Annotated in this window: 18 protein-coding genes and 2 pseudogenes; 12 read left to right on the top strand and 8 right to left on the bottom strand. The window is 71.6% G+C overall.

What is annotated here, in order from left to right; translation table 11 throughout:
* Nucleotides 1–39: 39 nt before the first annotated feature.
* Nucleotides 40–2,743 (top strand): annotated as a pseudogene (locus tag NUT86_RS32245) (beta-N-acetylglucosaminidase domain-containing protein).
* A 203-nt stretch (nucleotides 2,744–2,946) separates the two neighbouring features.
* Nucleotides 2,947–3,627 carry a transcriptional regulator gene (locus tag NUT86_RS32240; protein WP_159485378.1) on the top strand — a complete coding sequence of 227 codons (681 nt, stop codon included), beginning with the start codon at nucleotides 2,947–2,949 and terminating at the stop codon, nucleotides 3,625–3,627.
* A 110-nt stretch (nucleotides 3,628–3,737) separates the two neighbouring features.
* Here NUT86_RS32240 and alc read toward each other — a convergent pair whose 3' ends face one another.
* The 4 genes from alc to NUT86_RS32220 form a co-directional block, all read right to left on the bottom strand.
* Nucleotides 3,738–4,868 (bottom strand): allantoicase, encoded by a 1,131-nt coding sequence (gene alc / locus NUT86_RS32235; RefSeq protein ID WP_274738793.1) that lies wholly within the window; start codon nucleotides 4,866–4,868, stop codon nucleotides 3,738–3,740.
* Nucleotides 4,865–6,208 (bottom strand): allantoinase AllB, encoded by a 1,344-nt coding sequence (gene allB, locus NUT86_RS32230; protein WP_274738791.1) that lies wholly within the window; start codon nucleotides 6,206–6,208, stop codon nucleotides 4,865–4,867. The genes alc and allB overlap by 4 nt, the downstream gene beginning before the upstream one ends.
* 157 nt (nucleotides 6,209–6,365) lie before the next feature.
* Nucleotides 6,366–7,913, bottom strand: a complete 1,548-nt coding sequence (locus tag NUT86_RS32225; protein ID WP_159485384.1) for an NCS1 family nucleobase:cation symporter-1 — start codon at nucleotides 7,911–7,913, stop codon at nucleotides 6,366–6,368.
* Between the two features lie 43 nt (nucleotides 7,914–7,956).
* The gene (locus tag NUT86_RS32220; RefSeq protein WP_159485386.1) at nucleotides 7,957–8,745 is read right to left on the bottom strand and encodes an aspartate/glutamate racemase family protein; all 789 of its coding nucleotides are present in this window, start codon (nucleotides 8,743–8,745) and stop codon (nucleotides 7,957–7,959) included.
* Nucleotides 8,746–9,013: 268 nt separating this feature from the next.
* Here NUT86_RS32220 and NUT86_RS32215 point away from each other — a divergent pair, with 268 nt between their 5' ends.
* Nucleotides 9,014–9,814, top strand: a complete 801-nt coding sequence (locus NUT86_RS32215; RefSeq protein WP_018092806.1) for an IclR family transcriptional regulator — start codon at nucleotides 9,014–9,016, stop codon at nucleotides 9,812–9,814.
* A gap of 263 nt (nucleotides 9,815–10,077) precedes the next feature.
* Here the strand turns inward: NUT86_RS32215 and NUT86_RS32210 are convergent, their stop codons facing one another.
* Nucleotides 10,078–10,368 carry a DUF5955 family protein gene (locus NUT86_RS32210; protein WP_026170205.1) on the bottom strand — a complete coding sequence of 97 codons (291 nt, stop codon included), beginning with the start codon at nucleotides 10,366–10,368 and terminating at the stop codon, nucleotides 10,078–10,080.
* Nucleotides 10,369–10,599: 231 nt separating this feature from the next.
* Nucleotides 10,600–10,803: a hypothetical protein gene (locus NUT86_RS32205; protein ID WP_274738787.1), complete on the bottom strand. Its 204-nt coding sequence runs from the start codon at nucleotides 10,801–10,803 to the stop codon at nucleotides 10,600–10,602.
* Nucleotides 10,804–10,971: 168 nt separating this feature from the next.
* Between NUT86_RS32205 and NUT86_RS32200 the strand changes: the two genes are divergently transcribed.
* Nucleotides 10,972–12,429, top strand: a complete 1,458-nt coding sequence (locus tag NUT86_RS32200) for an FG-GAP-like repeat-containing protein (protein ID WP_274738785.1) — start codon at nucleotides 10,972–10,974, stop codon at nucleotides 12,427–12,429.
* Nucleotides 12,430–12,780: 351 nt separating this feature from the next.
* Here NUT86_RS32200 and NUT86_RS32195 read toward each other — a convergent pair whose 3' ends face one another.
* Entirely contained in the window at nucleotides 12,781–14,658 is a 1,878-nt protein-coding gene (locus NUT86_RS32195; RefSeq protein WP_274738783.1) for a serine/threonine protein kinase, read from the bottom strand.
* Between the two features lie 346 nt (nucleotides 14,659–15,004).
* Between NUT86_RS32195 and NUT86_RS32190 the strand changes: the two genes are divergently transcribed.
* The 5 genes from NUT86_RS32190 (at nucleotide 15,005) to NUT86_RS32170 (ending at nucleotide 20,512) form a co-directional block, all read left to right on the top strand.
* Nucleotides 15,005–15,229 carry a hypothetical protein gene (locus NUT86_RS32190; RefSeq protein ID WP_274738781.1) on the top strand — a complete coding sequence of 75 codons (225 nt, stop codon included), beginning with the start codon at nucleotides 15,005–15,007 and terminating at the stop codon, nucleotides 15,227–15,229.
* Nucleotides 15,230–15,387: 158 nt separating this feature from the next.
* Nucleotides 15,388–15,966, top strand: coding sequence for a nucleotidyltransferase family protein (locus NUT86_RS32185; RefSeq protein ID WP_274740687.1), 579 nt, complete (start codon nucleotides 15,388–15,390; stop codon nucleotides 15,964–15,966).
* A 277-nt stretch (nucleotides 15,967–16,243) separates the two neighbouring features.
* Nucleotides 16,244–17,872, top strand: a complete 1,629-nt coding sequence (gene aceB, locus NUT86_RS32180) for a malate synthase A (RefSeq protein ID WP_018092800.1) — start codon at nucleotides 16,244–16,246, stop codon at nucleotides 17,870–17,872.
* 145 nt (nucleotides 17,873–18,017) lie between these two features.
* Nucleotides 18,018–18,950, top strand: a complete 933-nt coding sequence (locus NUT86_RS32175) for a MurR/RpiR family transcriptional regulator (RefSeq protein ID WP_262041861.1) — start codon at nucleotides 18,018–18,020, stop codon at nucleotides 18,948–18,950.
* 119 nt (nucleotides 18,951–19,069) lie between these two features.
* Complete coding sequence (locus NUT86_RS32170) at nucleotides 19,070–20,512, top strand: APC family permease (protein WP_159485394.1); 1,443 nt, start codon at nucleotides 19,070–19,072, stop codon at nucleotides 20,510–20,512.
* Between the two features lie 81 nt (nucleotides 20,513–20,593).
* On the opposite strand, the pseudogene NUT86_RS32165 reads toward NUT86_RS32170, so the two are convergent.
* Nucleotides 20,594–21,548 (bottom strand): annotated as a pseudogene (locus NUT86_RS32165) (RNA-guided endonuclease InsQ/TnpB family protein).
* A gap of 179 nt (nucleotides 21,549–21,727) precedes the next feature.
* On the opposite strand from NUT86_RS32165, the gene NUT86_RS32160 reads away from it, so the two are divergent.
* The 3 genes from NUT86_RS32160 to NUT86_RS32150 are packed head-to-tail and all read left to right on the top strand — an operon-like array spanning nucleotide 21,728 to nucleotide 25,435.
* Nucleotides 21,728–23,125, top strand: a complete 1,398-nt coding sequence (locus NUT86_RS32160) for a glutamine synthetase family protein (RefSeq protein ID WP_159485396.1) — start codon at nucleotides 21,728–21,730, stop codon at nucleotides 23,123–23,125.
* Nucleotides 23,115–24,263, top strand: a complete 1,149-nt coding sequence (locus NUT86_RS32155) for an amidohydrolase family protein (protein ID WP_274738778.1) — start codon at nucleotides 23,115–23,117, stop codon at nucleotides 24,261–24,263. The genes NUT86_RS32160 and NUT86_RS32155 overlap by 11 nt, the downstream gene beginning before the upstream one ends.
* Complete coding sequence (locus NUT86_RS32150; protein ID WP_274738776.1) at nucleotides 24,260–25,435, top strand: M20 metallopeptidase family protein; 1,176 nt, start codon at nucleotides 24,260–24,262, stop codon at nucleotides 25,433–25,435. Before NUT86_RS32155 ends, NUT86_RS32150 begins: the two co-directional genes overlap by 4 nt.
* Nucleotides 25,436–25,473 lie beyond the last annotated feature (38 nt).

The following is a 25,473-nucleotide window of genomic DNA, read 5'->3' as shown; positions in this document are numbered from 1 at the left end:
CTCGTCCCTGAACCTCGCTGCACCGAGGAGGACCGAAGGATGCACCGTAAGCGCACCGCGGCGGCCACCGCGTTGGCCATGGCCTTGGCCGTGCTCCCCCTGACGGGCATGGCCGGGCCGCCGGGCGCGGGAGGGAAGGCGGGGCGGGACGGCGCCCGGGACAGCCCCGAAGGCTCCGCCTCCCGTGCCCTCTCGCCCACGCCCCGGTCCGTCCACGGCCGGTCCGACCGGGTCACCGTCACTCCGTCCGTGACCATCGTCGCCGGGCCGCGCGCCGATGCGCCGGCGCTGGACGTCGTCGAGAAGTCGCTGAAGGACGCCGGTGCGCAGCGGGTCGTGCGGGCCGGGCGGGCGCCGGACGGCCCGCAGCCGGACGGCCCGCAGTTGACGGTGTATGTGGACGGTGCGGACGCGGCACGGGCGCTGACGGAGCTGGGCGCGCGGGGCCCCGGGGGGCTGCCCGCCGAGGGCTATGCGCTGGCCGTCGGCAAGGGGCGGATCGCGCTGTCCGGGAAGGACGCCAACGGCACGTACTACGCCGCGCAGTCGCTGCGGCAGCTGCTGCCGCAGCGCGAGCGGCCGGGCGCCCAGGTGCCGGGCACCGTCGTACGGGACTGGCCGGCCACCCCGCTGCGCGGCGTCATCGAGGGGTTCTACGGCACCCCGTGGTCGCACCGGGCCCGGCTCGACCAGCTCGACTTCTACGGCGCGCACAAGATGAACATCTATGTGTACTCGCCGAAGGACGACGCCTATCTGCGGGAGAAGTGGCGGGACCCGTACCCCGCGGAGCAGCTGGCGCAGATCAAGGAGCTGGTGGACCGGGCGCGCGAGCGGCATGTGGAGTTCACCTATGCGCTCTCCCCGGGGCTGTCCGTCTGCTACGGCTCCGACGCGGATCTCCGGGCGCTGACCGCCAAGTTCGAGACCTTGTGGGACATCGGTGTGCGGACCTTCGCGGTGCCGTTGGACGACATCAGCTACACGGACTGGAACTGTGCGGCGGACAAGGACCGGTTCGGGACCGGCGGCGGGGCGGCGGGTGCCGCGCAGGCGCATCTGCTCAACCGCGTCAACCAGGAGTTCATCGCCGGGCATCCGGGCGCCGAGCCGCTGCAGATGGTGCCGACCGAGTACTACGACGTGAAGCCGTCGCCGTACAAGAAGGCGCTGGCCACCCAGCTGGACAAGGAGGTGCTGGTGGAGTGGACGGGGGTGGGGGTGATCGCGCCGACGATGACCGTCGCCCAGGCCCGGCAGGCCCGGGAGGTCTTCGGGCACCAAATCCTGACGTGGGACAACTACCCGGTCAATGACTATGTGACCAACCGGCTGCTGCTCGGGCCGTTCAACGGCCGGGAGAAGGGGCTGCCGGGGCAGCTGGCCGGGATCACCGCGAACCCGATGATCCAGCCCGCGGCGTCCAAGCTCGCGCTGTACACGGTCGCGGACTACGCGTGGAACGACTCGGCGTACGACGCCCGGACGTCCTGGGGCGGGGCGATCGAGGAGCTGGCGGGCGGTGACGCCCGTACGGCACGGGCGCTGCGGGCCTTCGCGGACGCCCATTACTCCTCGTCGCTCAACCCGCGGCAGGCGCCCGAACTGGCCGCCGCCATCGAGGAGTTCGGCAAGGACGGCGAGGCGCGGCGGCTCGATGCGGTGCTGCGGAACCTGCAGGACGCTCCGGCGGTGCTGCGCGACCGGCTCGCCGACCGGGGCTTCGTACAGGACAGCGAGCCGTGGCTGGACGCGACCCGGGCCTGGGGTGTCGCGGCGCGTACGGCACTGCAGCTGATCGAGGCGACCAAGGCGGGCAACGGCGCGCAGGCCTGGCAACTGCGGCAGCAGATACCGGAGTTGGTGAAGAAGGCCAGGTCGTTCGTGTACGTGGACATGGCCGGGAAGAGGATTCCGGTCCTGGTGGCGGACGGGGTGCTGGACACCTTCGTCGAGGACGCGGTGGCCGCGCACGACCGGGCGCTGGGCGTCACCGGCCGCCCCAAGGCGTCGACGGATCTCTCCGTCTACCAGGACAACGCGGTCTCCCGTATGACCGACGGTGATGACGCCACGTACTTCTGGAGCGGCGCGGCGCCCAAGGCCGGTTCCTCCGTGGCACTGGATCTGCGGGCCGAGCGCCCCACTGGGCACGGTCACCCTGGCGATGGGCAAGAGCGGCAGCCCGGACGACTATCTGCGGCACGGCGTCCTGGAGTACTCGTCGGACCACAAGACCTGGCAAAAACTGGCCGCGTTCGACGGGAAGGCCGAGGTGCGGGTCGAGCCGCCGGCCGGGGCCCGGGCCCGGTACGTCCGCGCCCGGGCCACCCAGGCGCAGGACAACTGGCTGGTGGTGCGGGAGTTCGCGGTGGCCGGGGCCGAAGCGGTGACGGTGGCCGGAGGCCCGCCCGCGACGGAGGGCAGCGCGCTGCGGTCGGCGGCTGACGGTGATCCGGCGACCGTCTACCGCGCGGCGCGGGCGGCGCAGCCCGGTGAGGCGCTGGAGTTCACTCCCGAGGCGCCCCGTGCGGCGCACTCCGTGGTCGTGCTGCGGCCGCAGGGCGCGCCGGCCGGGGCGGCGAAGGTCGAGGTCCGTACGGGCGGTGCCTGGCGCACGCTCGGCACGCTGTCCGGCGCCTATACGCGGCTCGCGGCGGGCGATGGCCCGGTCGAGGGCGTCCGGCTGACGTGGCGTGAGGGGACGGCGGCGCCCGAGGTCAATGAGGTGGTGGTGCACTGAGGGGCGCTTGCTGCACCGGGGGTGGGGCCGCGCCGCCCCCGCCCGGTGCACGGAGGACGCGGCACGCCCGGCGGTGTGCCGCGTCTCCCGTGCGCGATGGGGTGGCGTCCACCCGGCGGCGTCGCGCCATCTCCCCCGCGGCCCCGCCCCGCGCCCTAATCTGAGGTGCTGGCCGCCGCCCTCGCCCAGGAGGAGACCGACCCATGGCCCGAACCGCTCCCGACGCCCCTCGCCCGACCGCGGCCGCCGTGCTGGACGACGCGGTCCGCGCGCTCACCCCGGACTCCGCCGCCAACCGGCTGGTCTCGCAGATCGAGGCGGGTGCGGCGCCGCGCTCCGTGTTCGCCACCTTCGCCCTCGAACAGCACCAGGTGATCGCCTCCGACCGCCTCAGCTTCCAGCATCTGGCGCGTCGGGCGGACGGTGACCCGCCCGTCGCCGACTTCTTCGATCTGCTCGCCCAGGGTGAGACGCGGGCGCTGAAGCAGCTGGCCGGGCTGGCGGACGCCTGTGGGCTGAGCGAGCGGGAGATCGCGGAGTACCAGCCGCGGCCCGGCTGTCAGGCGTACCCGTCCTATGCGGCGCGGCTCGCGCTGGGCGGCGAGCCGTCCGATGTGGCGATCGCGCTGACCGCCAACTTCGCCGCCTGGGGCGGCTATTGCGCGGTCGTCGCGGCGGCGATGCGGGACCACTACGGCTTTCCCGAAGCGGCCCGTGGCTTCTTCGGGTTCTTCGCCGAGCCGGCGCCGGCCGTCGACGAGAAGGCGCGCGAGGCGGTGCAGCACGGCCTCGACACCGGCCAGGCGCAGCCGGCCACGGCGCATCGCTACGGCCGTCTGCTCCAGTCGTACGAGCTCATGTTCTGGAACTCCGTCGGGGAGTGAGCCGCTGGGACGGGCGCGCGGGTTCCCCGGCCGGTGCCGCCCATCCCCTCCGGCCGGGGTGACCGCCCGGCACTTCTGACATCCCATCAGAACCGCCGGACCCGTCGTGGTCAGCCGCTCAGCTCCTCGTGGCGCGCGGCCAGGCGGCGCATACCGTCCGCGGTGAGTGAGCCGTGCAGGCGCAGCCGGGCGATGCCGCCGTCGGGGAAGATGTCGATCCGGACGTGGGTGACGGGCGGCGCCCCGGCCGGCAGGAAGCGGTGCACGGTGTCGGGCTGCAGGCGCGTGCGGGGCAGCAGTTCGGTCCAGTCGCCGCCCTCGCCGTCGCGGCCGAACAGGGCCGCCCAGCCCGCCGAGTTGCCCTTGAGGCAGCCGGTGTCGATCTCCACCGCGCGGATCACGGAGCGCTCGGTGAGGCGGTAACGGACCCAGTCGTTGCCGGTGCCGCGGCGACGCCGGGTCTCCCAGCCCTCGTCCATCGTGCGGGAGCGGCCCGGCTGGATGGTGTGGGCGGGTGGGGAGTAGAAGCGGTCCGAGGCGTCCTCGACCCGGCCGCCGTTCTCCAGCGCGGCGACATCGAAGGTGCCCAGCGCGGCGAGCCAGTCCGGCGCCGGGACGACCTCTCCGTGGACCCGGAGGCGGGCGACACCGCCGTCGGGATGCTGGTTGAGGCGCAGATGGGTGAAGCGGCGGCCGGTATCGACGAGGAAGCCGTTGGCGGCGTGGCCGCCGATGGGGGTCCGCGGGACGAGGGGCGTCCAGGTCACCCCGTCGGCGAGGAGTCCGGCCGGTGACGGGGAGCCCTCGACGCAGGTGCCCTCGACGCTGACGGACTGCGGGTAGTTGCCGCGGAAGTGGGCGGTGTCGACGACGATGCCGTGGATCACGCCGGGGGCGCCGAGCCGGATCAGCGCCCAGTCGTGGTCCTCGTCCGCCGGGAACGGGTGGTCGCCGTCGGTGCCGCGCCGTCTGCGGGTCTCCCAGCCGTCCATGATCTTGCCCTTGTGGCCGAAGGCCTCGGGGTCGAAGCGGGCGGGGCCGGGCGTGAGGAGGTTCTCCCGCTCGGCGAAGAACTCGTCGTTCGCCGCGATGACGCCCGCGCCCAGCCGCCGGTCGGCCAGGTCGGGGAGCTGGGTGAAGGGGAAGCCGTCAGGGCCGGGGGTGCGGTAGTCGGCGTACGGGTCGCCGCCTCGGTACGGGGCGGCGTCGCCGGTGTAGCGGGGAAGGCCGGCGGCGGTCATGCGCGGTGCGGCCGTTCGAGCAGCTCGCCGGTGGGCTCGGCGAGGGTGGTGCCGTCGTTGATCCGGCGGCCGCGCAGCCAGGTGGACCGGACGACGCCGTACAGGGTCTTGCCGGCGTATGCGGTGATCTTGTTGCGGTGCTGGAGGGCCTGCGGGTCGACGGTGAAGGTCTCCTCGGGGGCGAGGACCGTGAAGTCCGCGTCCCGGCCGGGCTCGATGGCGCCCTTCCGGTCGAGGCCGACCAGCGCCGCCGGTGCGGTGGCCATCCAGCGCACCACGTCGTCGAGGGTGTGGCCGCGCTCGCGGGCCTCGGTCCAGATGGCGGGCAGGCCGAGCTGGAGGGAGGAGATACCGCCCCAGGCCGCGCCGAAGTCCGCGGTCTTGAGGTCGGCGGTGGACGGCGAGTGGTCGGAGACGATGCAGTCGATGGTGCCGTCGGCCAGCCCCTCCCACAGCGCGTCCTGGTTGGCGGCCTCACGGATCGGCGGGCAGCACTTGAACTCCGTTGCGCCGTCCGGGACTTCCTCGGCGGTCAGGGTCAGGAAGTGCGGGCACGACTCGACGGTGATCCGGACGCCCTCGCGCTTGGCGGCGGCGATCAGCGGCAGTGCGTCGCTGGAGGACAGATGCAGGACGTGGACCCGCGCGTCGAGGCGCTGGGCGAGCACGATCAGCCCGGCGATGGCGTCGTTCTCGGAGATGCGCGGGCGGGAGGCGAGGAAGTCGGCGTACTTGGGGCCATGCGGCTCGGGCGCCGCCTCCAGGTGGCCCGGGTCCTCGGCGTGCACGATCAGCAGGCCGTCGAAGCCCGCGATCTCGCCGAGGGCGGCGGCCAGTTGTTCCTGGTCGACCTCGGGGAACTCGTCCACACCGGACGGCGACAGAAAGCATTTGAAGCCGAAGACCCCGGCGTCGTGCAGCGGGCGCAGGTCCTTGACGTTGCCGGGGATGGCGCCGCCCCAGAAGCCGACGTCGATATGCGCCTTGCTGCGGGCGACCGCGCGCTTGGTGTCGAGGTGGGCGGCCGTGGTGGTGGGCGGGAGGCTGTTGAGCGGCATGTCCACGAGGGTGGTGATCCCGCCGGCCGCGGCCGCGCGGGTGGCCGTCCAGAAGCCCTCCCACTCGGTGCGGCCCGGGTCGTTGACGTGGACGTGGGTGTCGACGAGGCCGGGCAGCAGGACGTCGTCACCGAGGTCCTCGACCCGCGCCCCGGCCGGAGCCGGGTCGTCGTACGGCAGCACCGCGGTGATCCTGCCGTCCTGGACGGCGACGGACGCGGCGCGCGTCCCCTGCGGGGTGACGACGCGCCTGGAGCGCAGCACCAGCTCTGTTTCGGACACCCGGTCCCCTCCTCGTAGCTGTTTTCATCGTGGCGTGCGGGCGCGTGGGGTGCACGGCCGCCGAAGTGGCCGCGCACCCGGAGCGCGTCGCGCACGCCGGAGTGACATGCGGTTTCAACAGTCTGTTGAATGAGTCTTCACTCCGGACCCCGGCCCGTCAAGACCCCTCGGCCGGGACCGGCACGACGACCGCCCCGGCCCCCTCGGAGGCCGCAGGATCCGTCGCCACGGCGGCGCTGACCTGCGACGGGATGATCTCGTCCGGCACCGGTGCGGCGATTGCGGCGGACCGGTCACGGCCCGAGACCAGGACGTAGAGCGCACCGGCGAGCCCCATTCCGAAGATCCAGGAGAACGGCGCCACCACGTCGAAGGCCGGGACCAGGGCGAGCGCGGCGGAGACCGCGGCCGCCGGAAGGAAGGCGATCACGGCCTTCGGGTTGTAGCCCCGGCGGTAGAAGTACGCCCCCCGGGCATCGGCCGAGAACAGCGCATCGACATCGATCCGGCCCCGGCGCACCAGGTAGTAGTCGACGAGCAGAATCGCCACCAGCGGCCCGAGGAAGGCGCCGAGGGCCCCCAGGAAGTACTGGATCACCAGCGCCGAGGAGTACAGCTTCCAGGGCATGACGACGATGGCCAGCACCGCGGTGATCATGCCGCCGCGCTTGAAGTTCAGATACTTCGGCGCGAGATTGGCGAAGTCGTAGGCGGGCGAGACGAAGTTGGCGACGACATTGATGCCGATGGTGGCGACGATGAAGGACAGCGCGCCGACGACGGTGACCACCGGGTTGTCGATCTTCTGGATCACCTTCACCGGGTCGTAGATCGCCTCGCCGAAGACGGAGATGGTGCCCGCGGTGACCAGCACGGCGACCATCGCGAAGGCGGTGAAGTTCACCGGCAGCCCGATCAGGTTGCCGCGCCGGTAGGAGCGGTGGTCGGGCGTGAAGCGGGCGAAGTCCGCGTAGTTGAGGACCAGGGTCAAGAAGGTGGCCACGGTCAGACTGACCGCGATGAGGCTCTGTTCGAGCTGCGCGGAGCCGCTGAGGCCGGTGAGGCTGCGGGTCAGCGAGATGTCACCGCCGGCCTTGACGACGAGGTACACCGCGAGCGCGAGGACCACGAGCCAGACCACCGGTCCGGTCGCGAAGTCCTGGACCTTGCGGATGAACTCCATCCCGCGGGTCAGCAGGACGGCCTGCAGCCCCCACATCACCATGAACGCGATCCAGCCCAGGGTGGACAGCCCCAGCACCGAGTTGTGGTGGTAGACCTCCAGGCCCGGCGCTAGCTGCAGGGTCAGCAGGACCACGGCGGTCGAGGCCAGCCAGGTCTGGATGCCGTACCAGGCCACGGCCATGACGGCGCGCAGCAGCGCCGGGATGTTGGCGCCGTAGACGCCCCAGCTCGCGCGGGCGAGCACCGGATAGGGCACACCGGTCCGGTGCCCGGCGTGCCCCATGCGGTTCATCAGCCAGTAGACGATCGAGATGCCGGCCAGCAGCGCGACGAACACCTCCCAGGCGGGCAGGCCCAGCACGAACAGGCTGGAGGCGAAGGCGTAATTGCTGATCGCGTGGGTGTCGGACATCCACAGCGCGAAGATGCTGTACGTGCCCCATTTGCGCTCGGGGGCCGGGGCGAGGTCCTCGTTGAAGAGACGTGGGTCCGGCTGCGGGGGCTTCGGGGGTGTGGACACGTGTCCTCCCAGGCAGGTTGGGTGGAGCTTAGGGGGTCAGTTGTCAGATGCCTGATGTCTGTGCGGAAAATTCAGTGGGGCGTGGGGAGCCCTGAGCGCGCCCCGGGGACAGATGGGCGCTCAGCGGCCAGGAGCCGATGACCTTGGGGCGGGGCGGCGCGAAGCTGCGGCCCGCACTGGTGGTCAGCCCGAGGCCGACGACCGCCTCCGCGAACTTCACCGCCGCGGCGACACCGTCCACCACCGGTACCCCCAGCGCCGCGGCGACCTTCTCCTGGAGCCCGGCCATCCCGCCGCAGCCCAGACAGATCACCTCGGCACCGGCCCGGACGGCGTCACGAGCGGTCTCGATGATCACCTCGACGGTGCGCTCCGCGTCCTCCTCCAGCTCCAGGACGCCGAGCCCGGTGCCCCGGACCGCGGCACAGCGCTGCAGCAGTCCCGCGGTCAGCAGCCGGTCCTGTATCTGCGGTACGGCACGGTCGAGGGTGGTGACGATGCCGTAGGCGTGGCCGAGCATCATCGCCATCTGGGCGGCGCTCTCGGTGATGTCCAGGACGGGTACGTCCAGCAGTTCCTGGGCACCCTCCCGGCCCGGTTCGCCGAATCCGGCCATGACCAGCGCGTCAAAGGCCAGGTCGAGGGTGGCGAGCCGGTCCAGTACGGCCGCGGCGCTGAGATAGCCCTCGAAGTGGCCCTCGATCGACTCCGGCCCCCACAGGGGTTCGGTGGCGATGATCTCGGTGCCCGGGGCGGCGGCTGCGGTGGCGGTGGCGCGGATCGAAGCGGTCATGGAAGCCGTGGTGTTCGGGTTCATGACGAGAATGCGCATGACGCTCCAGCGATTTGGAGGATTCCACAGAATGGACAGTATGTTTCGCGCAGCAGAACGTAGCTATGGCCACTGGCACCGTCAAGAGATCGCGGCTAGGTGTGCGCCCGGCGGTTCACTCCGTGGGACAAAGCAAGCCTGACCGGTGGGAACGAGTGTGCGAGAGTCCATGTGCGGGCGTACGGGGACCGGTAGGCTTCTCCGGTCGGGCCCGGCGCCCGCACGTGCCAGCCGAGACCGATCAGCCCCGCCCCGAAAGGAACGCTCCGTGCCGTCGTCCAGCGCCAGCACCTCCGCCGCCGAAGCCAAGCCAGGCGCCAGCGGCGGCGTCCAGTCCCTCGAGCGCGCCTTCGACCTGCTGGAGCGGATGGCCGACGCCGGTGGCGAGGTCGGCCTGAGCGAGCTGTCCACCAGCAGCGGGCTGCCCCTCCCCACCATCCACCGCCTGATGCGCACGCTCGTCGCCTGCGGCTACGTCCGCCAGCAGCCCAACCGCCGCTATGCGCTGGGCCCCCGTCTGATCCGGCTCGGCGAGAGCTCCTCACGGCTGCTGGGCACGTGGGCCCGGCCGTTCCTGGCCCGCCTGGTCGAGGAGACCGGCGAGACGGCCAACATGGCGCTGCTCGACGGCGACGAGATCGTCTATGTCGCCCAGGTCCCGTCCCGGCACGCGGTACGGATGTTCACCGAGGTCGGACGCCGGGTGCTGCCGCACTCCACCGGCGTGGGCAAGGCCCTGCTGTCGAACCATCCCCCGGAGGAGGTCCGCGCGCTGCTCGGCCGTACGGGCATGCCCGCCGCGACCGAGAAGACGATCACCGACCCGGACCGCTTCCTCGAAGCGCTCGCCGACGTCCGCCGCCTCGGCTACGCGGTCGACGACAACGAGCAGGAGATCGGTGTCCGCTGCCTGGCGGTGCCGGTGCCCAACTCCCCCACCTCGGCGGCGATCTCCATCTCCGGCCCGACGGGCCGGGTCACCGAGGCCTCAACGGACAAGATCGTGCCGGTCCTGCAGGACGTCGCGGCGCAGCTGTCGGTGGCCCTCGCGAATCAGACGCCGGCGTAGCGGGACGGGGCGGGGCCTTCGGGGGCGGGTGGCGTACGGGCCCTCCTCGCGGGCTGGGGGGGGCGGCGTACGGCTCGCGGGCGGGCAGGCAGCCCGCAATGGCTCCTTCGGGGGCGCGCGGGCGGCGTACGGCCCTTCGCGGACGGGCAGGCAGCGTACGGGGCTGGTCCGCACACGACTCTGCCGCGGCGCGCAACCAACCGGCTCGCGAGCCGGTCAGCGCACCGGTGCGCCGGACTCCGGTCCGGGCTGCGCGGTGGTGGTCACCAAGCGCGCGGCAGCTCGCCGAAACGGTCGATACCCTCGCGCACCTCTGCCAGCGCGGGTGACAGCGCGCTCACCGATCCGACCGCCCCGGCAATCAGCAGGAGCGAACGGCGCAGCCGGGGCACCTCGGGCATCCCGTGGCTCACCATCGCGTCCAATGCGGCCAGCTCATCATCGGCGGCCACCCGATCCGGTAACTCCCCTGGAAGTACGGCCAGTTGGCGGCGCAGCCGGGCCACTGCCCCGCGCAATTCCTGGACCCGTGGGTCGCCCTCGACCCCGGTCACTCGTCTGTCCCTCTGCAGCTGTTCCACAACGACGGCGTCCTCCAAAGCCGTTGCCCGTTCCACAATGCGGGCCAGTTAACGCCACTCTGCGCTGATCGCGCCATACGGAGAGCGAAAAAACCGGATCACCGAGTGAATCCGGTGGGCGTGGCCCATGCCTGACGGCTCCTTAGGGCGTGGTGCGCGATTGAGGTCGGGGCGTGCCGGCCTGGCGGGTCGGCTGGTGGGTGATCATCTTTCGGCGGTGCGGTCGGAGATCAGGCCGGCGACGGCTCGGTAGCTCTCATCGAAGTACTCGCGGCGTCCGAGGAAGCGTTGGAGAGTTCGCCATTGCTTGTGCTCGGCGTTCGCGTGCTCCACGCAGATGCGTTCCGAAGACTGCTGGTGGCGCTCGGCCTCCCAGGCGGTGACCTCCTTGGGCGGCGCGTCCTTCATCGGAACACCAGCCCATGGTCCGGGCCGGCCCCTGGCGCGCGCCGACGGTCGTGACCTCGGCGTTCACGCCGCCGGCCCTCCTCCGCGGCCGGCCCCCTTTCCCGTACAACCCTTCAGGCTCACCAGAGGTCATCTCCGAGTCCGCACGTATGTCCTGGAGAGGAACTCATGTCCCGGCCCCATCACAAGCGTTCCCGGCGTCCCGTCGTCCTGGGCGCCACCGCCGTCGCGGCCGCACTGGCCGGTGGCCTGCTCATCACGCTGCCCGGCGGCGCGAGCGCCGCCGCGTCGGGCCTCGCCGACGACTTCAACGGTGACGGCTACCGCGATCTGGCGACCGGCGCCCCGGGTGCTGTCGCGGGCGGGAAGGCGAAGGCGGGCGCCGTGGTCGTCAACTACGGCTCGTCGAGCGGTATCAGCGCCGCGCGCCACAAGACCACATCGCAGAGTTCCTCCGGCGTGCCGGGCGCCTCGGAGACCTCCGACCGCTTCGGCACCGAACTCGCGCACGGTGACCTCAACAACGACGGCTACGGCGATCTCGTCGTGGGCACACCGCTGGAGGACGTCAGCGGCGACGTCGACGGCGGTTCGGTCACCATCCTGTGGGGCGGCTCGTCCGGCCTGTCAGGCGGCACGACGATCAGCGACCCGAACGCGTCGGGCCACGACCGGTTCGGCCAGTCCCTCGCGGTCGGCGACTTCACCGGTGACGGGAAGGCCGATCTGGCGGTCGGTTCCACCGGCAAGGACGTGTGGATCTTCAAGGGCGGCTTCACCAAGTCCGGCGGCGCGGCCGGGAAGCTGCGCTTCGACGCGCAGATCGAGTCCGGCGCTTACCCCAAGGGCGCCGTCCAGCTGGCCGCCGGGGACTTCGACAACGACAGGACGGACGACGTGGTGGTGGGGTCCTCCGCGGGCAACTTCGTCTACCGGGGCGCCTCGACCGGGCCCACTCTGCAGACCGAGGCGGGCACGGGGTACGCGGGCGCGCTCACCGTGGCGGACTTCGACCGCGACGGGCACGACGACCTGGTCGTCGGCACCGACTTCGTCTCCGTCACGGACCAGACGGCGAAGGGTGGCTACGCCACCGTGTTCTACGGCGGTGCGGCGGGCGTCGACACCACTCGCAGCGCCGTCTTCAGCCAGGACACCGCGGGCGTGCCGGGAGCGGACGAGTCCGACGACTCGTTCGGTGGCACACTCGCCGCGGGCGACGTCAACGGTGACGGCTACCCGGACCTCGCCGTCGGCGCGAACTTCGAGACCATCGGCTCCGCGACCCACGCCGGCAACGTCTGGGTGCTGCGCGGCGGCGCCTCCGGCCTGACGGGGACCGGCGCCCAGTCCTTCAACCAGGACACCTCGGGTGTCCCGGGCGCCAACGAGTCGTCGGACATGTTCGGCGACGCCATCCACCTCGCCGACCACAACAAGGACGGCCGCGCCGATCTGTCGGTGGGCGCGGGCGGCGAGAACAGCGACGACGGCGCCGTGTGGGTCCTGCGCGGCTCCAACGGAGGCGTCACGGGCACCGGCGCGGTGAGTTTCGGTGCGTCGTCCGTCGGCATCGGGAACTCGGGGGATGACCCCATGTTCGGGGATGCCATGTCGGGCTCCTGAGCACGTAGACAGACAGCCGGAAGGGGCGGCACCGGAGGATTCCGGCGCCGCCCCTTCCGTTGTGCTGACTTATGGCCGGCGACGTCGCCCTTCGCGCACCAAGTCGTTAGGTTTTTTCCCCCGCCGCCCACCCCCCTTCGGGGGGTGGGCGGGTGTAGTGACGCAGGTGCCCACCCCTAACGGGGTGGGGGAGGAGGTGGCGAGGCGGGGAAGCCGGGAGCGCCCAGGCAAGCGGGGTACGCAGGCGGCCGCCCGACGGCGCGCACAGGGCCCCCGACGGCACGCTGAGCCCCCGAGGCCCCCCCGAGAGCCGCTCAGCGCACCCACCCCGCCAGGCGCAGCCAACCCGTCTCAGGACTCCTGCTCGGGCTCCACCGCGTTGCGCCAGACCCGGACGTCGATGGTCATGTAGCTGCTGGGGTCCGTCTTCGGGGCATAGCCCTTGAAGGTGATCAGCGCGACATGGCCGTACTTGGTGGTGAGGCACATCTGCGCGCCCTTGGAGAGCCGCTTGGTCAGGATGCTGTCGGTGAACCGGGTCTCGTTGCGGCAGGTGGCGAGCGTGCCCTCCTGGCCGGCGTTGAGCAGCACCAGCTTGCCGGTCTCGGTGTCGACCTCGTCGTCCGTGTAGGAGTTGTCCGTGTACGAGAAGTCGATGTCCGTGTCGTTGTCGGAGTCGGTCGGGTGGACCGGCTCGTCGGACAGCGAAATGTGGTAGTCGTCGGGCAGGTTGATGGTCTTGTAGTCGACCGGGGTCGGGTCCTTCACCGGGGCGCCGCTCCCGCCGTCACCGGGGCTCGCGGTCGGGTCCCCGGTGGGCGTCGGCGAGGAGTCCTTGTTCGCCGTCTTGCTGCCGCCGGCGGACTGGTTGCCCTTCTTCTGGCCCTCGCCCTTCATGAAGGTGTAGACGAGGGCGCCGCCGGCGCCCGCGAAGGCCAGCAGACAGACCACGGCCAGGACCGCGATCAGCCCCTTGCGCTTCTTCTTCGGCGGCTGCGGGGCGGGCACGGCGGAGGTCGGGCCGGTCACCGCCGGTCCGGTGGCCATCGGTACGGCGGCGGTCGGTACTGCGGCGGTCGGTCCGGTGGCCGTCGGCGCGCCGGTCCCGGCGACGGTCGGCGCGTAGGCCGCCGGGCCGAAGCCGGGCGGCGGGGTCTGCGGGTGGCTCAGCTCGGTCGGCACCGGTGCGACCGGCGCCGTGGGCGGGGCCGGCGGCTGCGTCGGCCGGCCCGGCGACGGGGCGGGCGGGTTCGGCGGCTGGGCCAGAGCGGCCGCGGTGGGCGCCTCCAGCGGGGGCGGCGGCGTCTGTGCGGGCGCGGGCGCGGCGGCCCGTGTGGTGATGTCGGCGGCGACGGCGGTGGGCAGCCACTCCTCGGGGCGGCGCAGCTGCGTCTGGCCGGAGGCCGCGCCGCACAGCGCGATCACCTCGGCTACGGAGGGCCGGTCCGACGCCTCCTTGGACAGACAGCGGGTCACCAACTCCCGCAGCTCGTCGGGGAGTCCGGTCAGATCCGGCTCCTCGTGGACGATGCGGTAGAGCACTCCGTGCGAGGTGCCCTCACCGAACGCCGGGGTGCCTATGGCCGCGTAGGCGGCGACCTGGCCGAGCGCGAAGACATCGGTGGCGGGGCTGATGGTGCTGCCCGCGGCCTGCTCGGGCGCCATGAAGGTGGGGGTGCCGACGGTGACGCCGCTGCTGGTCAGGGACGTGGCGTCGGCGGCGCGGGCGATACCGAAGTCGATGACGCGCGGGCCGTCGGCGGCCAGCAGCACGTTGGACGGCTTCAGATCGCGGTGCACGATGCCCGCGCCATGGATGACCTGCAGCGCCTCGGCGATCCCGGCGACCAGCAGCAGCACGGTCGGCACCGGCAGCTTGCCGTGCCCGGCGACCGCCGCGGCGAGCGAGGGGCCGGGTACGTACGCGGTGGCGAGCCAGGGGCTGGGGCCTTCGGCGTCGCTGTCGATGACCGGCGCGGTGAACAGGCCCTGCACGCGCTGCGCGGACTGCACCTCCTGCTTGAAGCGGCGGCGGAACTCCGCGTCTTCGCTGAACTCGGGGCGGATCACCTTGATGGCCACCGGCCGCCCGCCGGGCGTGTAGGAGAGATAGACCTTCCCCATGCCACCGGAGCCGAGCCGCGCCGTGAGGCGGTAGCCCGCGATCGCCCGCGGATCGTCACCTTCCAGCGGCTGGAAGATTCCGGATCCGCCCGCACTGTTCACCACTACTGGGTCCCCCGACTCAAAAAGGCCCGCCACTTCGGCACGACGGCCACGATGTCCGCAACGGGGATGAACCTTATCCGGCCAGGCGCCACACCCTCACATCGCCGGTGACGAACATGGCGCCTTGTCCGAAGGGCCGGTTTCGCGACGGGATTTGGCGGCCGGGACCTTCCGCGTACCGCCCTGACGCGCGGTGCCCGGAAATGGCTTGATGACGCGTCGGCACATACGTTCCCCCGGACACCCTTTGGTGTGGGCAGACGTGATCCGATGCGTATGGCGGGACACGGTGGAGCATTCTCCCTTTCAAGGAAATATCCGGCATATCACTGGATCGGAGAATGCCATGGAGCCCAACTCCGGCCCCGGCAACGGCTCGAACCCCCGCCGCGTGAGCGTCGTACAACTCATCTGCCGCGCGTACGGCCTGTCCGACGCATCGGAAATCACGATGGAGCACATAGACCGCTATGTCGCCGAGCGCCGGCGGGCAGAGGAACGCACACATCATCTGCGCGACCGGTTCCGACCGCACATCCCCCGGCCACGGGCCTCCGGTGACGCGGCCTGACCCGGCCGGCCACGCCCCAACGGGCCGCGGGGCACGGTGTCATGGGGTAAGCAGTCCCCATGGCACCGACAGCACCGAAAGACCCACGAGAACAGCCGCACCGGGCCCGGCCGGACGCCCCTGAGGGGACGCGGAACGCCGGGCGGCCCGAGGGAAGGGTGGCGGGTCTGCTGCTCGCCGCGGGCGGCGGGCGGCGGCTGGGGGGACGGCCCAAGGCGCTGCTCGACCACCGGGGACGGCCACTGGTCGAGCACGCCGCACGGGCCCTGCGGGACGGCGGCTGCCACCCTGTGCACATCGTGCTGGGGGCGGCCGCCGCTGCCGTGCGCGAACGGGCCGAACTCGCGGCGTACGGCCTCTCGGAGAACCCGGACTGGGCCCAGGGCATGGGCTCTTCACTGCGTGTGGGCCTGGCCGCGCTGGCGGAGTCCGGGGCGGATGCGGTGGTGGTGTCCCTGGTGGACCAGCCGGGCATCGGTGCCGCGGCGGTGGCGCGGGTGGTGGCGGCGTACGAGGGCCGCGCCTCGCTCGCCTCCGCGGCGTACGACGGCCGGCGCGGCCACCCGGTGCTCTTCGGCGCCGACCGCTGGGCGGACATCGCGGCGGACGCGGAGGGCGACCGCGGGGCGCGCGGCTACCTCCAGCGGTATGCGGACGCCCTCACCCTCGTCGAGTGCTCCGACATCGCGGAGCCGTACGACATCGACACGCCGGAGGATCTTCACCGTCTGGAGTGAGAGCGGGCCTTGGCCGGCGGTCTCCGTACCCGGGGTGGAAGTAATGCAGAGTGACCGCCGTGGCACCGAGAGCCATTCGATCACCACTTCTGTCGACCCTGAGAATCTCGACGTCAACAAACCATTGAAGTTCCGCGATAAGGAAACTAGTCTCCACTGGTCAGAAGCGCCCTGAACCCAGTCGGCGCCCGCGACCGTACCCGGGAGCCCGCGGCACCCCGTGCCGCCCGGTGTCCCGGCGGCCGCCGGGCACCGCCGCTGAATGGAGTGACAGCTCATGTCCGCACCAGCGCCGTCCCCGCTGGCCATCGTCGAAGTCGACCCCGCGCACACCCCCGAACGGCAGGGCGAGGTCCTCACCGACGCCGCGCTCACCTTCGTCGCCGAGCTTCACCGCCGGTTCACCCCGCGCCGCGACGAGCTGCTCGCCCGCCGCACCGAGCGCCGCGCCGAGATCGCCCGGACCAGCACGCTGGACTTCCTTCCGGAGACCGAGCGGATCCGCGCCGACGACAGCTGGAAGGTGGCCGAGGCGCCCGCGGCCCTCAATGACCGCCGGGTGGAGATCACCGGCCCCACCGACCGCAAGATGACCATCAACGCGCTCAACTCGGGCGCCAAGGTCTGGCTCGCCGACTTCGAGGACGCCTCCGCGCCGACCTGGGAGAACGTCGTCTCCGGGCAGCTCAACCTGATCGACGCCTACGAGCGCCGCATCGACTTCACGGACGCCGCGTCCGGCAAGTCGTACGCCCTCAAGCCCGCCGAGGAGCTCGCCACCGTCGTGATGCGGCCGCGCGGCTGGCACCTCGAAGAGCGTCATCTGCAGTTCGAGGGGCGGCCGGTGCCCGGCGCCCTGGTGGACTTCGGGCTGTACTTCTTCCACAACGCCCAGCGCCTGCTGGACCTCGGCAAGGGCCCGTACTTCTACCTGCCGAAGACCGAGTCGCACCTGGAGGCCCGCCTCTGGAACGAGATCTTCGTCTTCGCCCAGGACTATGTCGGCATCCCCCAGGGCACGGTGCGCGCCACCGTCCTCATCGAGACCATCACGGCCGCGTACGAGATGGAGGAGATCCTCTACGAGCTGCGCGACCACGCCTCGGGACTGAACGCCGGACGCTGGGACTACCTCTTCTCCATCGTCAAGAACTTCCGTGACGGCGGCGCCAAGTTCGTCCTCCCGGACCGCAACGCGGTCACGATGACGGCGCCGTTCATGCGCGCCTACACCGAACTCCTCGTCCGCACCTGCCACAAGCGCGGTGCGCACGCCATCGGCGGTATGGCGGCCTTCATCCCCAACCGCCGTGACCCCGAGGCCAACGAGAAGGCGCTCGCCAAGGTCAAGAACGACAAGGACCGGGAGGCCGGCGACGGCTTCGACGGCTCCTGGGTCGCGCACCCCGACCTGGTCCCGGTCGCCCGTGCCTCCTTCGACGCGGTGCTCGGTGACAAGCCGAACCAGAAGGACCGTCTGCGCGAGGACGTCTCGGTGTCGGCCGCCGACCTCATCGCCATCGACTCCCTCGACGCCAAGCCCACCTATCAGGGCCTGATCGACGCGGTCCAGGTCGGCACCCGCTATATCGAGGCCTGGCTGCGCGGCCTGGGCGCCGTCGCCATCTTCGGCCTCATGGAGGACGCCGCGACCGCCGAGATCTCCCGCTCCCAGATCTGGCAGTGGGTCGACGCCGGTGTCGTCTTCGAGAACGGCGAGAAGGCCACCGCGGAGCTGGTGCGCACACTCGCCGCGGAGCAACTGGCCGCCATCCGCGCCGAGATCGGCGAGGAGGCCTTCACCTCGGGCAAGTGGCAGCAGGCCCATGACCTGCTGCTGAAGGTCGCGCTGGACGCGGACTACGCGGAGTTCCTGACGCTGCCCGCGTACGAGCTGCTGGTCTGAGCCGACTCGGCGTCCGTCGTTCCGGTTGTGCCGCGGTTCCGTTGGGGAGCCGCGGCACAACGGCGTTCCGGCCGCCGTCGCGCGACAAGGCGGGTGCCCCTGGACGGTGTGGTGTCATGTGATCACCAAGTGGAGAGGCAGTCGGATGGATGACCGGCCAGGAGATCACGGTGAGCCGCCGGCCACGGGCGGGGACGCGGGCGGGGACGCGAGCGCGGGCCAGGAGCCGGGGATGACGGTGGCCGAGCGTGTGCGGCGGGTCCAGGGTTCCCTGTCGCCCGCGGAGCTCAAGATCGCCCGCGCGCTGATGGCGCACTACCCCGCGGCGGGCCTGGAGTCGACGTCCGGGCTGGCCGGGCGGGCGGGGGTGAGCCCGCCGACCGTGGTCCGCTTCGTCGCCCGGCTCGGCTTCGAGGGCTACCGGCAGTTCCAGCAGTCGCTGCGGGACGAGGTGCAGGCGCGCCGGGCCTCCCCGCTGACCCTGCGGCCGGTGATCAGCGAGACCTCGCCGACCTCGGACCTGGTCGAGGCGGCGGCGGAGGTCGGCCGGGGGGCCTTGAGCCACACCTTCGCCGCGCTGCCGGAGCAGGAGTTCGACCGGGCGGTCGAGCTGATCTGTGACCCGGCGAAGCGGATCGTGAGCTTCGGCGGGCGGTTCTCCCGTCTTCTGGCCGAGTACCTGGATCTGCATCTGCGGCTGCTGCGGCCGGGCACACAGGTGCACATACCGGCCCCCGGCGGGGACGGCGGCTTCCGGGTGGATCTCGGACGGCGCGAGGTGTGTGTGGTCTTCGACTTCCGGCGCTATCAGCGCGACACCGTGGAACTCGCCCGCTTCGCGCAGGAGCGCGGCGCGCGGGTCGTGCTGTTCACCGATCCATGGCTGTCGCCCGTGGCCGAGTTCGCCGATGTCGTGCTGCCCGTGCGGGTCGAGGCGCCCAGTCCGTTCGACAGCATCGTGGCGCCCGTGGCGGTGGTGGAGGCGCTGGTGGCCGCGGTGCACGTACGGCTGGGATCGGCGGCGGAGGAGCGGATGAGGGCCGCTGAGGAGGCGTCGGGCGACCGCACCATGGAATGACGCCACGCCATGAAATGAATATTTCATGCACTCCTATTGACGCGCTCCCTGGAACGTATGTTTCATGACGGGGCTCGGGCTGCTGTGGACTCAGCCCCGTCTCCTCCTCGGAGCGCCCTGTGTCGAATCCCCCTCGAACACGCAAGCTGCGCTTGTGGGAAGCGCTAACCCTCTCCGTCGGTCTCATGGGGCCGACACTCGCCATGGGCCTCAACGGGGCCGGAGTGGCAACCACGGTCGGCAAGGCCGTCCCCCTCGTCTTCCTGCTCGGCCTGCTCGGTGTCGGCCTGGTCGCCTACGGCTTCTGGCGGCTGACCCAGCACTTCAACCAGGCCGGTTCCGTCTACGCCCTGGCCGGGGCCACCATCGGCCCCCGCGCCGGATTCTTCGGCGGCTTCGCCCTGCTGGGCACCTACCTCGCCTTCCTCGTCTGCACCCTCGCCGCGACCGGTGTCTTCGCCCAGGCGTTCCTGCACGCGATGGGCATCCGGTCCACCGGGCCCTGGGTGGCCGTCGCGTTCCTCGCGGCCCTCGGCGTCACCGCGCTCAACTCCCGGGACGGCCGCACCACCGCCCGCACCCTGCTGATCGTGGAGGGCATCGGCATCCTCGCCATGCTGGTACTCGCCGCCGTCATCATGGGACGGGCCACCACAGGATCGGCGCCCCGGCACCAGAGCCTCGACCTCTCGGTGTTCACCGCCGGCGGCACCACGTACAGCGCGGTGGTGACGGCCACCGTCTTCGCCTTCCTGTCCTGGGCCGGGTTCGAGGCCTGCGCGTCGCTGGGTGAGGAGACCGACGACCCCAAGCGCAACATCCCCCGCGCGCTGGCCGGCAGTGTGCTGCTGACCGGCTGCCTCTACGTCCTGATGATGTTCGCCCAGACCATCGGCTTCGGCACCGACGCCCAGGGGGTGCGCGAGTTCGGCGCGGCGGAGTCGGCCCTCTCGACGCTCTCCGGGCAGTACATCGGCACCTGGTTCGCGCTCGTCATCGCCTTCACCGCGGTCGCCTCCGCCTTCGCCGCCGCGCTGTCCTCCTCGGCGGCGGCCGCCCGTATGGTCCAGGCGCTGGCCCGGGACGGCTTCGGGCCGCGCGCCCTCGCCCGCACCCACCCCGTCACCGGTGCCCCGACCACGGCCCTGCGGGTGTGCGGCGCCGTCGCGGCGGCGCTGACCGCGGTGATGTACGGCACCGGGGCCGCCGCCTTCGACACGTACTACTGGTACGCCACCATCGGCGTGCTGTGCGTCCTGGTGGTGTACGCGGTCGCCGGGGTCGGGGTGATCGTCTTCACCCTCTCCGGCCGGGGCCGCATCCCCCGCTGGGAGCTGGTGGTGCCGGTCGCCGGGCTGGGCTATCTGGGCTTCGTCTTCCTCCAGCAGTCGACCGGCCAGAGTGCGCCGTACACCTACTTCCCCTGGATCGCCGCAGCCTGGTGCCTGGCCGGTGTCGCGGTCGTCCTCGCGGCGCCCTCCCTCACCCGGCGCATCGGCGCCCGGATGACCAGCGTGCTGGTCGCCGACGCGCACCCGACCGACCGAAAGGTGCCCTCTTGAAACCTCCCCCTCATAAGCGAGGGGAATTCCTAGCTCACTTTGCCTGACGCCTAGCAGGTGGCAGGGCTTACAAGATCAGCACTAGCCGGGTTGAGACCACCCCGGAGCTGGGGGCACCTCCCAGCGGTAGCTGGGGGACATCACGCGGGCGGAGTTCTTATCCCGTGGCCGGGAGGCTCCGCATGCGGTGCAGGTATACGTTCGTTCGGAAAGGGGCAGTGCGTGCTTGGCTCTCGCTCCGCAGTCTGCGCAATCCATCGTGGTGTGTGCCGGGTGCACCAGGTGCACCTTCCGCGCGTGCTTACGGCCCATCTCGACCAGCGCGGCCTTCGTCGCACTGATCGCGGCATCCGCCGCCTTACGGGCCATAGTGGTCTTGGCGAGGAACTTCGGGTCGTTGCTGGTGGTCGTCGCGGTTTCCTTGACTCCCCAGTCAATGCCGATCACACACCCGGTTTCGGGCAGTGGCTCGGACCCGGTTTCGACAACGAACGACGCGTACCAAGGGCCGAGACCGTCTCGGTACACCCGCACCGAGGACGGGTCGGACGGAAGGTCACGCGACCACACCACGGTCAGCACGATCCCGCCTGCCAGACGCAGACGGCCGTCCTTCAGACGGAAACCGCGCCGGGTGTATTCAAAGGTGGGAGAGGCGTCACGCTTCTTCTTCCACTTCGGCATGCCGGCACGCTGCCGCATCGGCAACCGGGCCTTGATGTCCTTCATCGCCTTCGCCCGGGACTTGCCGAAATCGCGTATCAACTGCTGCTGCGGCACCGAAGCGCCCTCACACAGCCACGGAATGCTCGGTCAGCATCGCGGACAGCTGCACCGGACCGCACGTCTGCCTGTCCTCGGGATGCACACGGTTATGCGCATGGACAGCCTTCGACTTGGCGACGCACTCATTCCACACCCACCGGCACCGGTCCCACTCCGCCAGCAGCAAAGCGTTCGCCGTCGACGACACACGCAACCGGAAGGTGTACCGGGCACGCCCGGTCTCCCCCCACGTCTGCGCTGCTGCCGTCACGATCACCAACTTACCCGAGAGGTACGACAGTTGAGACCGGGCGCTCAATCGGGACACCCTCACCATGACCCCGGAGGACGCCGTATCGCCTGGCGGCGATACGGCTTTCCCTGCCCTGCTCCGCAGGAGCTTCGTTTCCTCCCCCGGCCAAAGCCGGGGGTATCCACGAAGGAGAACCGATGACCCTGGTGCACACGACGGGGAAGGAGCCGGGACTCCTCGGTCCCGCCACCGTCCCCGGCCCCTCCCCCACCCTCCGCGCCGCACCCGAGGACCCACCGATGACCGACGCCGCCACCGTCTTCGTCGCCACCTGCGATCTGGCCGGGCAGGTGCGGGGGCGGGCCGTGCCCTCCTCGGAACAGGCCTCCGCGCTGCGCTCCGGCACCGGATGGGTCCCGGCCGATCTCGCGATCTCGGCGTTCGGCCCGATCGCGCCCGACAACGTCTTCGGTTCACGGGGCGACCTGCGGCTGATCCCCGATCCGGCCACCGGGATCGACATCCCGGCGGACGGCGACACCCCGGCCCTGCGGCTCTACCTCGCCGACCAGACCCTGCCCGACGGGGAGCCCTGGCCCTGTTGTCCGCGCACCTTCCTCCGCGACACGGTCGAGGAGCTGCGGGAGCGCACCGGAATCGAGGTGGTCGCCGCGATCGAGCACGAATTCGTGCTCGGCGGACTCCCGTCGAGCCCGCCGTTCTCGCTGCAGCGCTTCCGCCAGGCGGAGCCCTTCGGCTCGGACCTCGTACGGCTCCTGGAGCAGGCCGGGCTGCAGCCGGAGAACTGGCTCCCGGAATACGGGGACGGCCAGTTCGAGATCACCCTGCGCCCCGGTACCGCGATGTCCGCCGCCGATCGCGCCGTGCTGCTCAAGGAGCTGGTGCGCGACCTCGCCCGCCGCCGTGGCCTGCCGGTCAGTTTCGCGCCCCTCCTCGACCCCGACGGGGTGGGCAACGGGGTCCATCTCCATCTGAGCCTGAAGGACGCCGAGGGCCGCCCGCTCCTCTTCGACCCCTCGCGCCCGGGCCGCCTCTCCGCGCTCGGTGCCCGGTTCTCCGCCGGCATCCTGCGCCATACACCGGCCCTGACCGCCTGGACGGCACCGAGCCCGGTCTCCTTCCTCCGGCTCACCCCCCACCGCTGGAGCGCCGGAGGGATCTTCCTGGCCGAGCGCAACCGGGAGTCGCTGCTGCGGATCTGCCCCACGACACAGCTCGCCGGGGGCGACGCCGCCGGGCAGTTCCACCTGGAGTACCGCGCGGCGGACGCCACCGCCAATCCCTGGCTCGCCCTGGGCGTCCTCCTCCGCGCCGGACTGGAAGGGCTGGTCCGCGACTACGACGAGCCCACGGTGTGGCCGGAGGACACCGACGCCTCGGTGCTCGACGGTGTCCCCGCCCTCCCCTCCTCCCTCGAAGAGGCCCTGCACGCCCTCGAATCGGACGATGTCGTGCGGTCGTGGTTCGACCCGCGGCTCCTCGCCACCCATCTGTCCGTCAAGCGGTCCGAGCTCGCGCAGCTGGCCGGGCTGGACGACGCCGCACGTATCCGGAAGGTCGCCGATGTCCACTGATGCCCTGGCGGCGGCGATCGCCGAACTGCCGCTCGTGGACCACCATGTCCACGGCGCGCTCCGCGATGACGTCGACCGCGCTCAACTGGAGCTGATGCTCACCGAGTCCGACCGTCCGGTCCCGCCCTGGATGACCCAGTTCGACTCGCAGATCGGCTTCGCGGTGCGGCGCTGGTGCGCCCCGGTCCTCGGCCTGGCCGCGCACGCCGCGCCGGAGGCCTATCTCGCCCGGCGCCAGGAGCTGGGCGCGGCGGAGATCACCCGCAGACTGCTCGCGGCCTCCGGTATCGACCACTACCTGCTGGAGACCGGCTACGGGGGTGCGGAGATCCTCGGCACCGACGAGATGGCCAGTGCCTCCGGTCGCCCCGTCGACGAGGTCGTACGGCTGGAGTCCGTGCTGGAGGACGTGGCGCGCAGCGGTGTGGCCGCGGCGGAGCTGCCCGAGCGGTTCCGCGAGACCCTCGCCGCACGGACCACCGACGCGGTCGGCCTCAAGAGCATCGTCGCCTACCGGTTCGGCTTCGACTTCGACCCCGGGCGGCCGGCCGACCACGAGGTGGCCGCCGCGGCCGGGCAGTGGCTGGCCGAGTGCGCGCGCACGGGGACCGTACGGGTCACCGACCCGGTACTGCTCCGTTTCGTCCTGTGGTCCGGCGTCGACCGGGGGCTGCCCATCCAGCTGCACGCCGGGTACGGCGATCCGGACGTGGAACTGCACCGCTGCGACCCGCTGTTGCTCACCGAATTCATCAGGAGCGTGCAGCCGTACAGGGTCGACCTGATGCTGCTGCACTGCTACCCCTTCCACCGCAACGCCGGCTATCTGGCGCAGGTCTTCCCGCATGTCTACTTCGATGTCGGGCTCGGGGTGAACTACACCGGCGTACGCTCCGACGCCGTGGTGGCCGAGTCGCTGGAGCTGGCTCCGTTCGCCAAGATCCTCTTCTCCAGCGACGCCTGGGGCCCGCCCGAACTGCACCATCTGGGCGCGCTGTTGTGGCGGCGCGGGATGCTGCGGGCGATGGCGCCGTGGGTCGGCAGCGGCGAATGGGACCTCGATGAGGCGGTCCGGGTGGCCCGCATGATCGGACACGACAACGCCCGCCGGGTCTACGGTCTGGAGGGCGGCGCATGAGCCTCGACCACACCCTGACCACCCTCGCCGCACAGCTCGAACGGGAGCTGGACGACGCCGTCGAGCTGCGCCATCAGCTCCACGCCCGGCCCTGTCTGTCGGGCGACGAGGCCGCGGCCCGCGAGCTGGTGCTCGCCGCGCTGCCCGGCGGGCACACCGCTGCCGAGGTCGCCGGCACCGGCGCCGTGGTCCGCGTCGGCGGCAGCGGTCCGGCCGTCGCCGTCCGCGGTGAACTCGACGCCCTGGCGGTGCACGAGGAGACCGGTGTGCCCTGGGCGTCGCAGCACCCCGGCGTGATGCACGCCTGCGGTCACGATGTGCACCTGGCCGCTCTGGTCGCCCTCGCGCGGGCCGTGGACCGGGCCGGCGGTCCGGCCCCGCTGCTCGCCGTGCTGCAGCCCCGCGAGGAGACCTATCCCTCCGGCGCACAGGACGTCACCGAGGACGGGATCCTCGAACGGGAGCAGTGCCGGGCGACCATAGGGGCGCATGTCCAGCCGTTGCTCGCGGCGGGCACCGTCGCCTGCACCGCCGGTGGTGTCAACGCCTCGGCGGACGAGTTCACCGTGACCGTCCGGGGCCGCGGCGGCCACGCGGCCTACCCGCACCTCACCCGCGACCCCGTCGTCACCCTCGCCCATGTCGTGGTCGCCCTGCAGAGCCTGGTGAGCCGCGGGATCGACCCGATGTCGTCCGTCGTGCTGAGCGTCACCACGCTCGCCGCCGGGACCGCGGCAAATGTCGTCCCCGGCTCCGCCGAGGCCGGCGGCACCCTGCGCGCGATGCGGACGGCCGACCGCGAGGTCATCCATGAACGGCTGGTGGAGACCGCCGAGTTGGTGGCTCAGGCGTACGGCTGCACCGCGGACGTCCGGATCACCCGGGGTGAGCCGGTGCTCGACAACGACGCGACGCTGACCGCCGCGACCCGGCCGCTGCTCGCCTCACTCGGCCTGAAGGTCGACGCCGACCTGCGGTCCGCGGGCGCGGACGACTTCTCGTACTTCTCCGAGCGGATGCCCTCACTGATGCTGTTCGTGGGGACGCACGGCGGCACCGAGCAACTGCACTCCCCGACGTTCCTGCCGCCCGACGAACGGGTGCGGGACGTCGCCCACGCCCTGCTCGCCGGCTATCTGGCCGCCGCGGAGCAGTTCATCCCGCAGCACTGACACCTCCATGCCCCTGGCACCTCCCGCACCGCCCACAC

Source organism: Streptomyces sp. G7(2002) (genome assembly GCF_028870195.1).
In the GTDB taxonomy this organism is placed as follows: Bacteria; Actinomycetota; Actinomycetes; order Streptomycetales; family Streptomycetaceae; genus Streptomyces; species Streptomyces nigrescens.
This window is presented reverse-complemented; position numbering and strand designations above follow the sequence as displayed.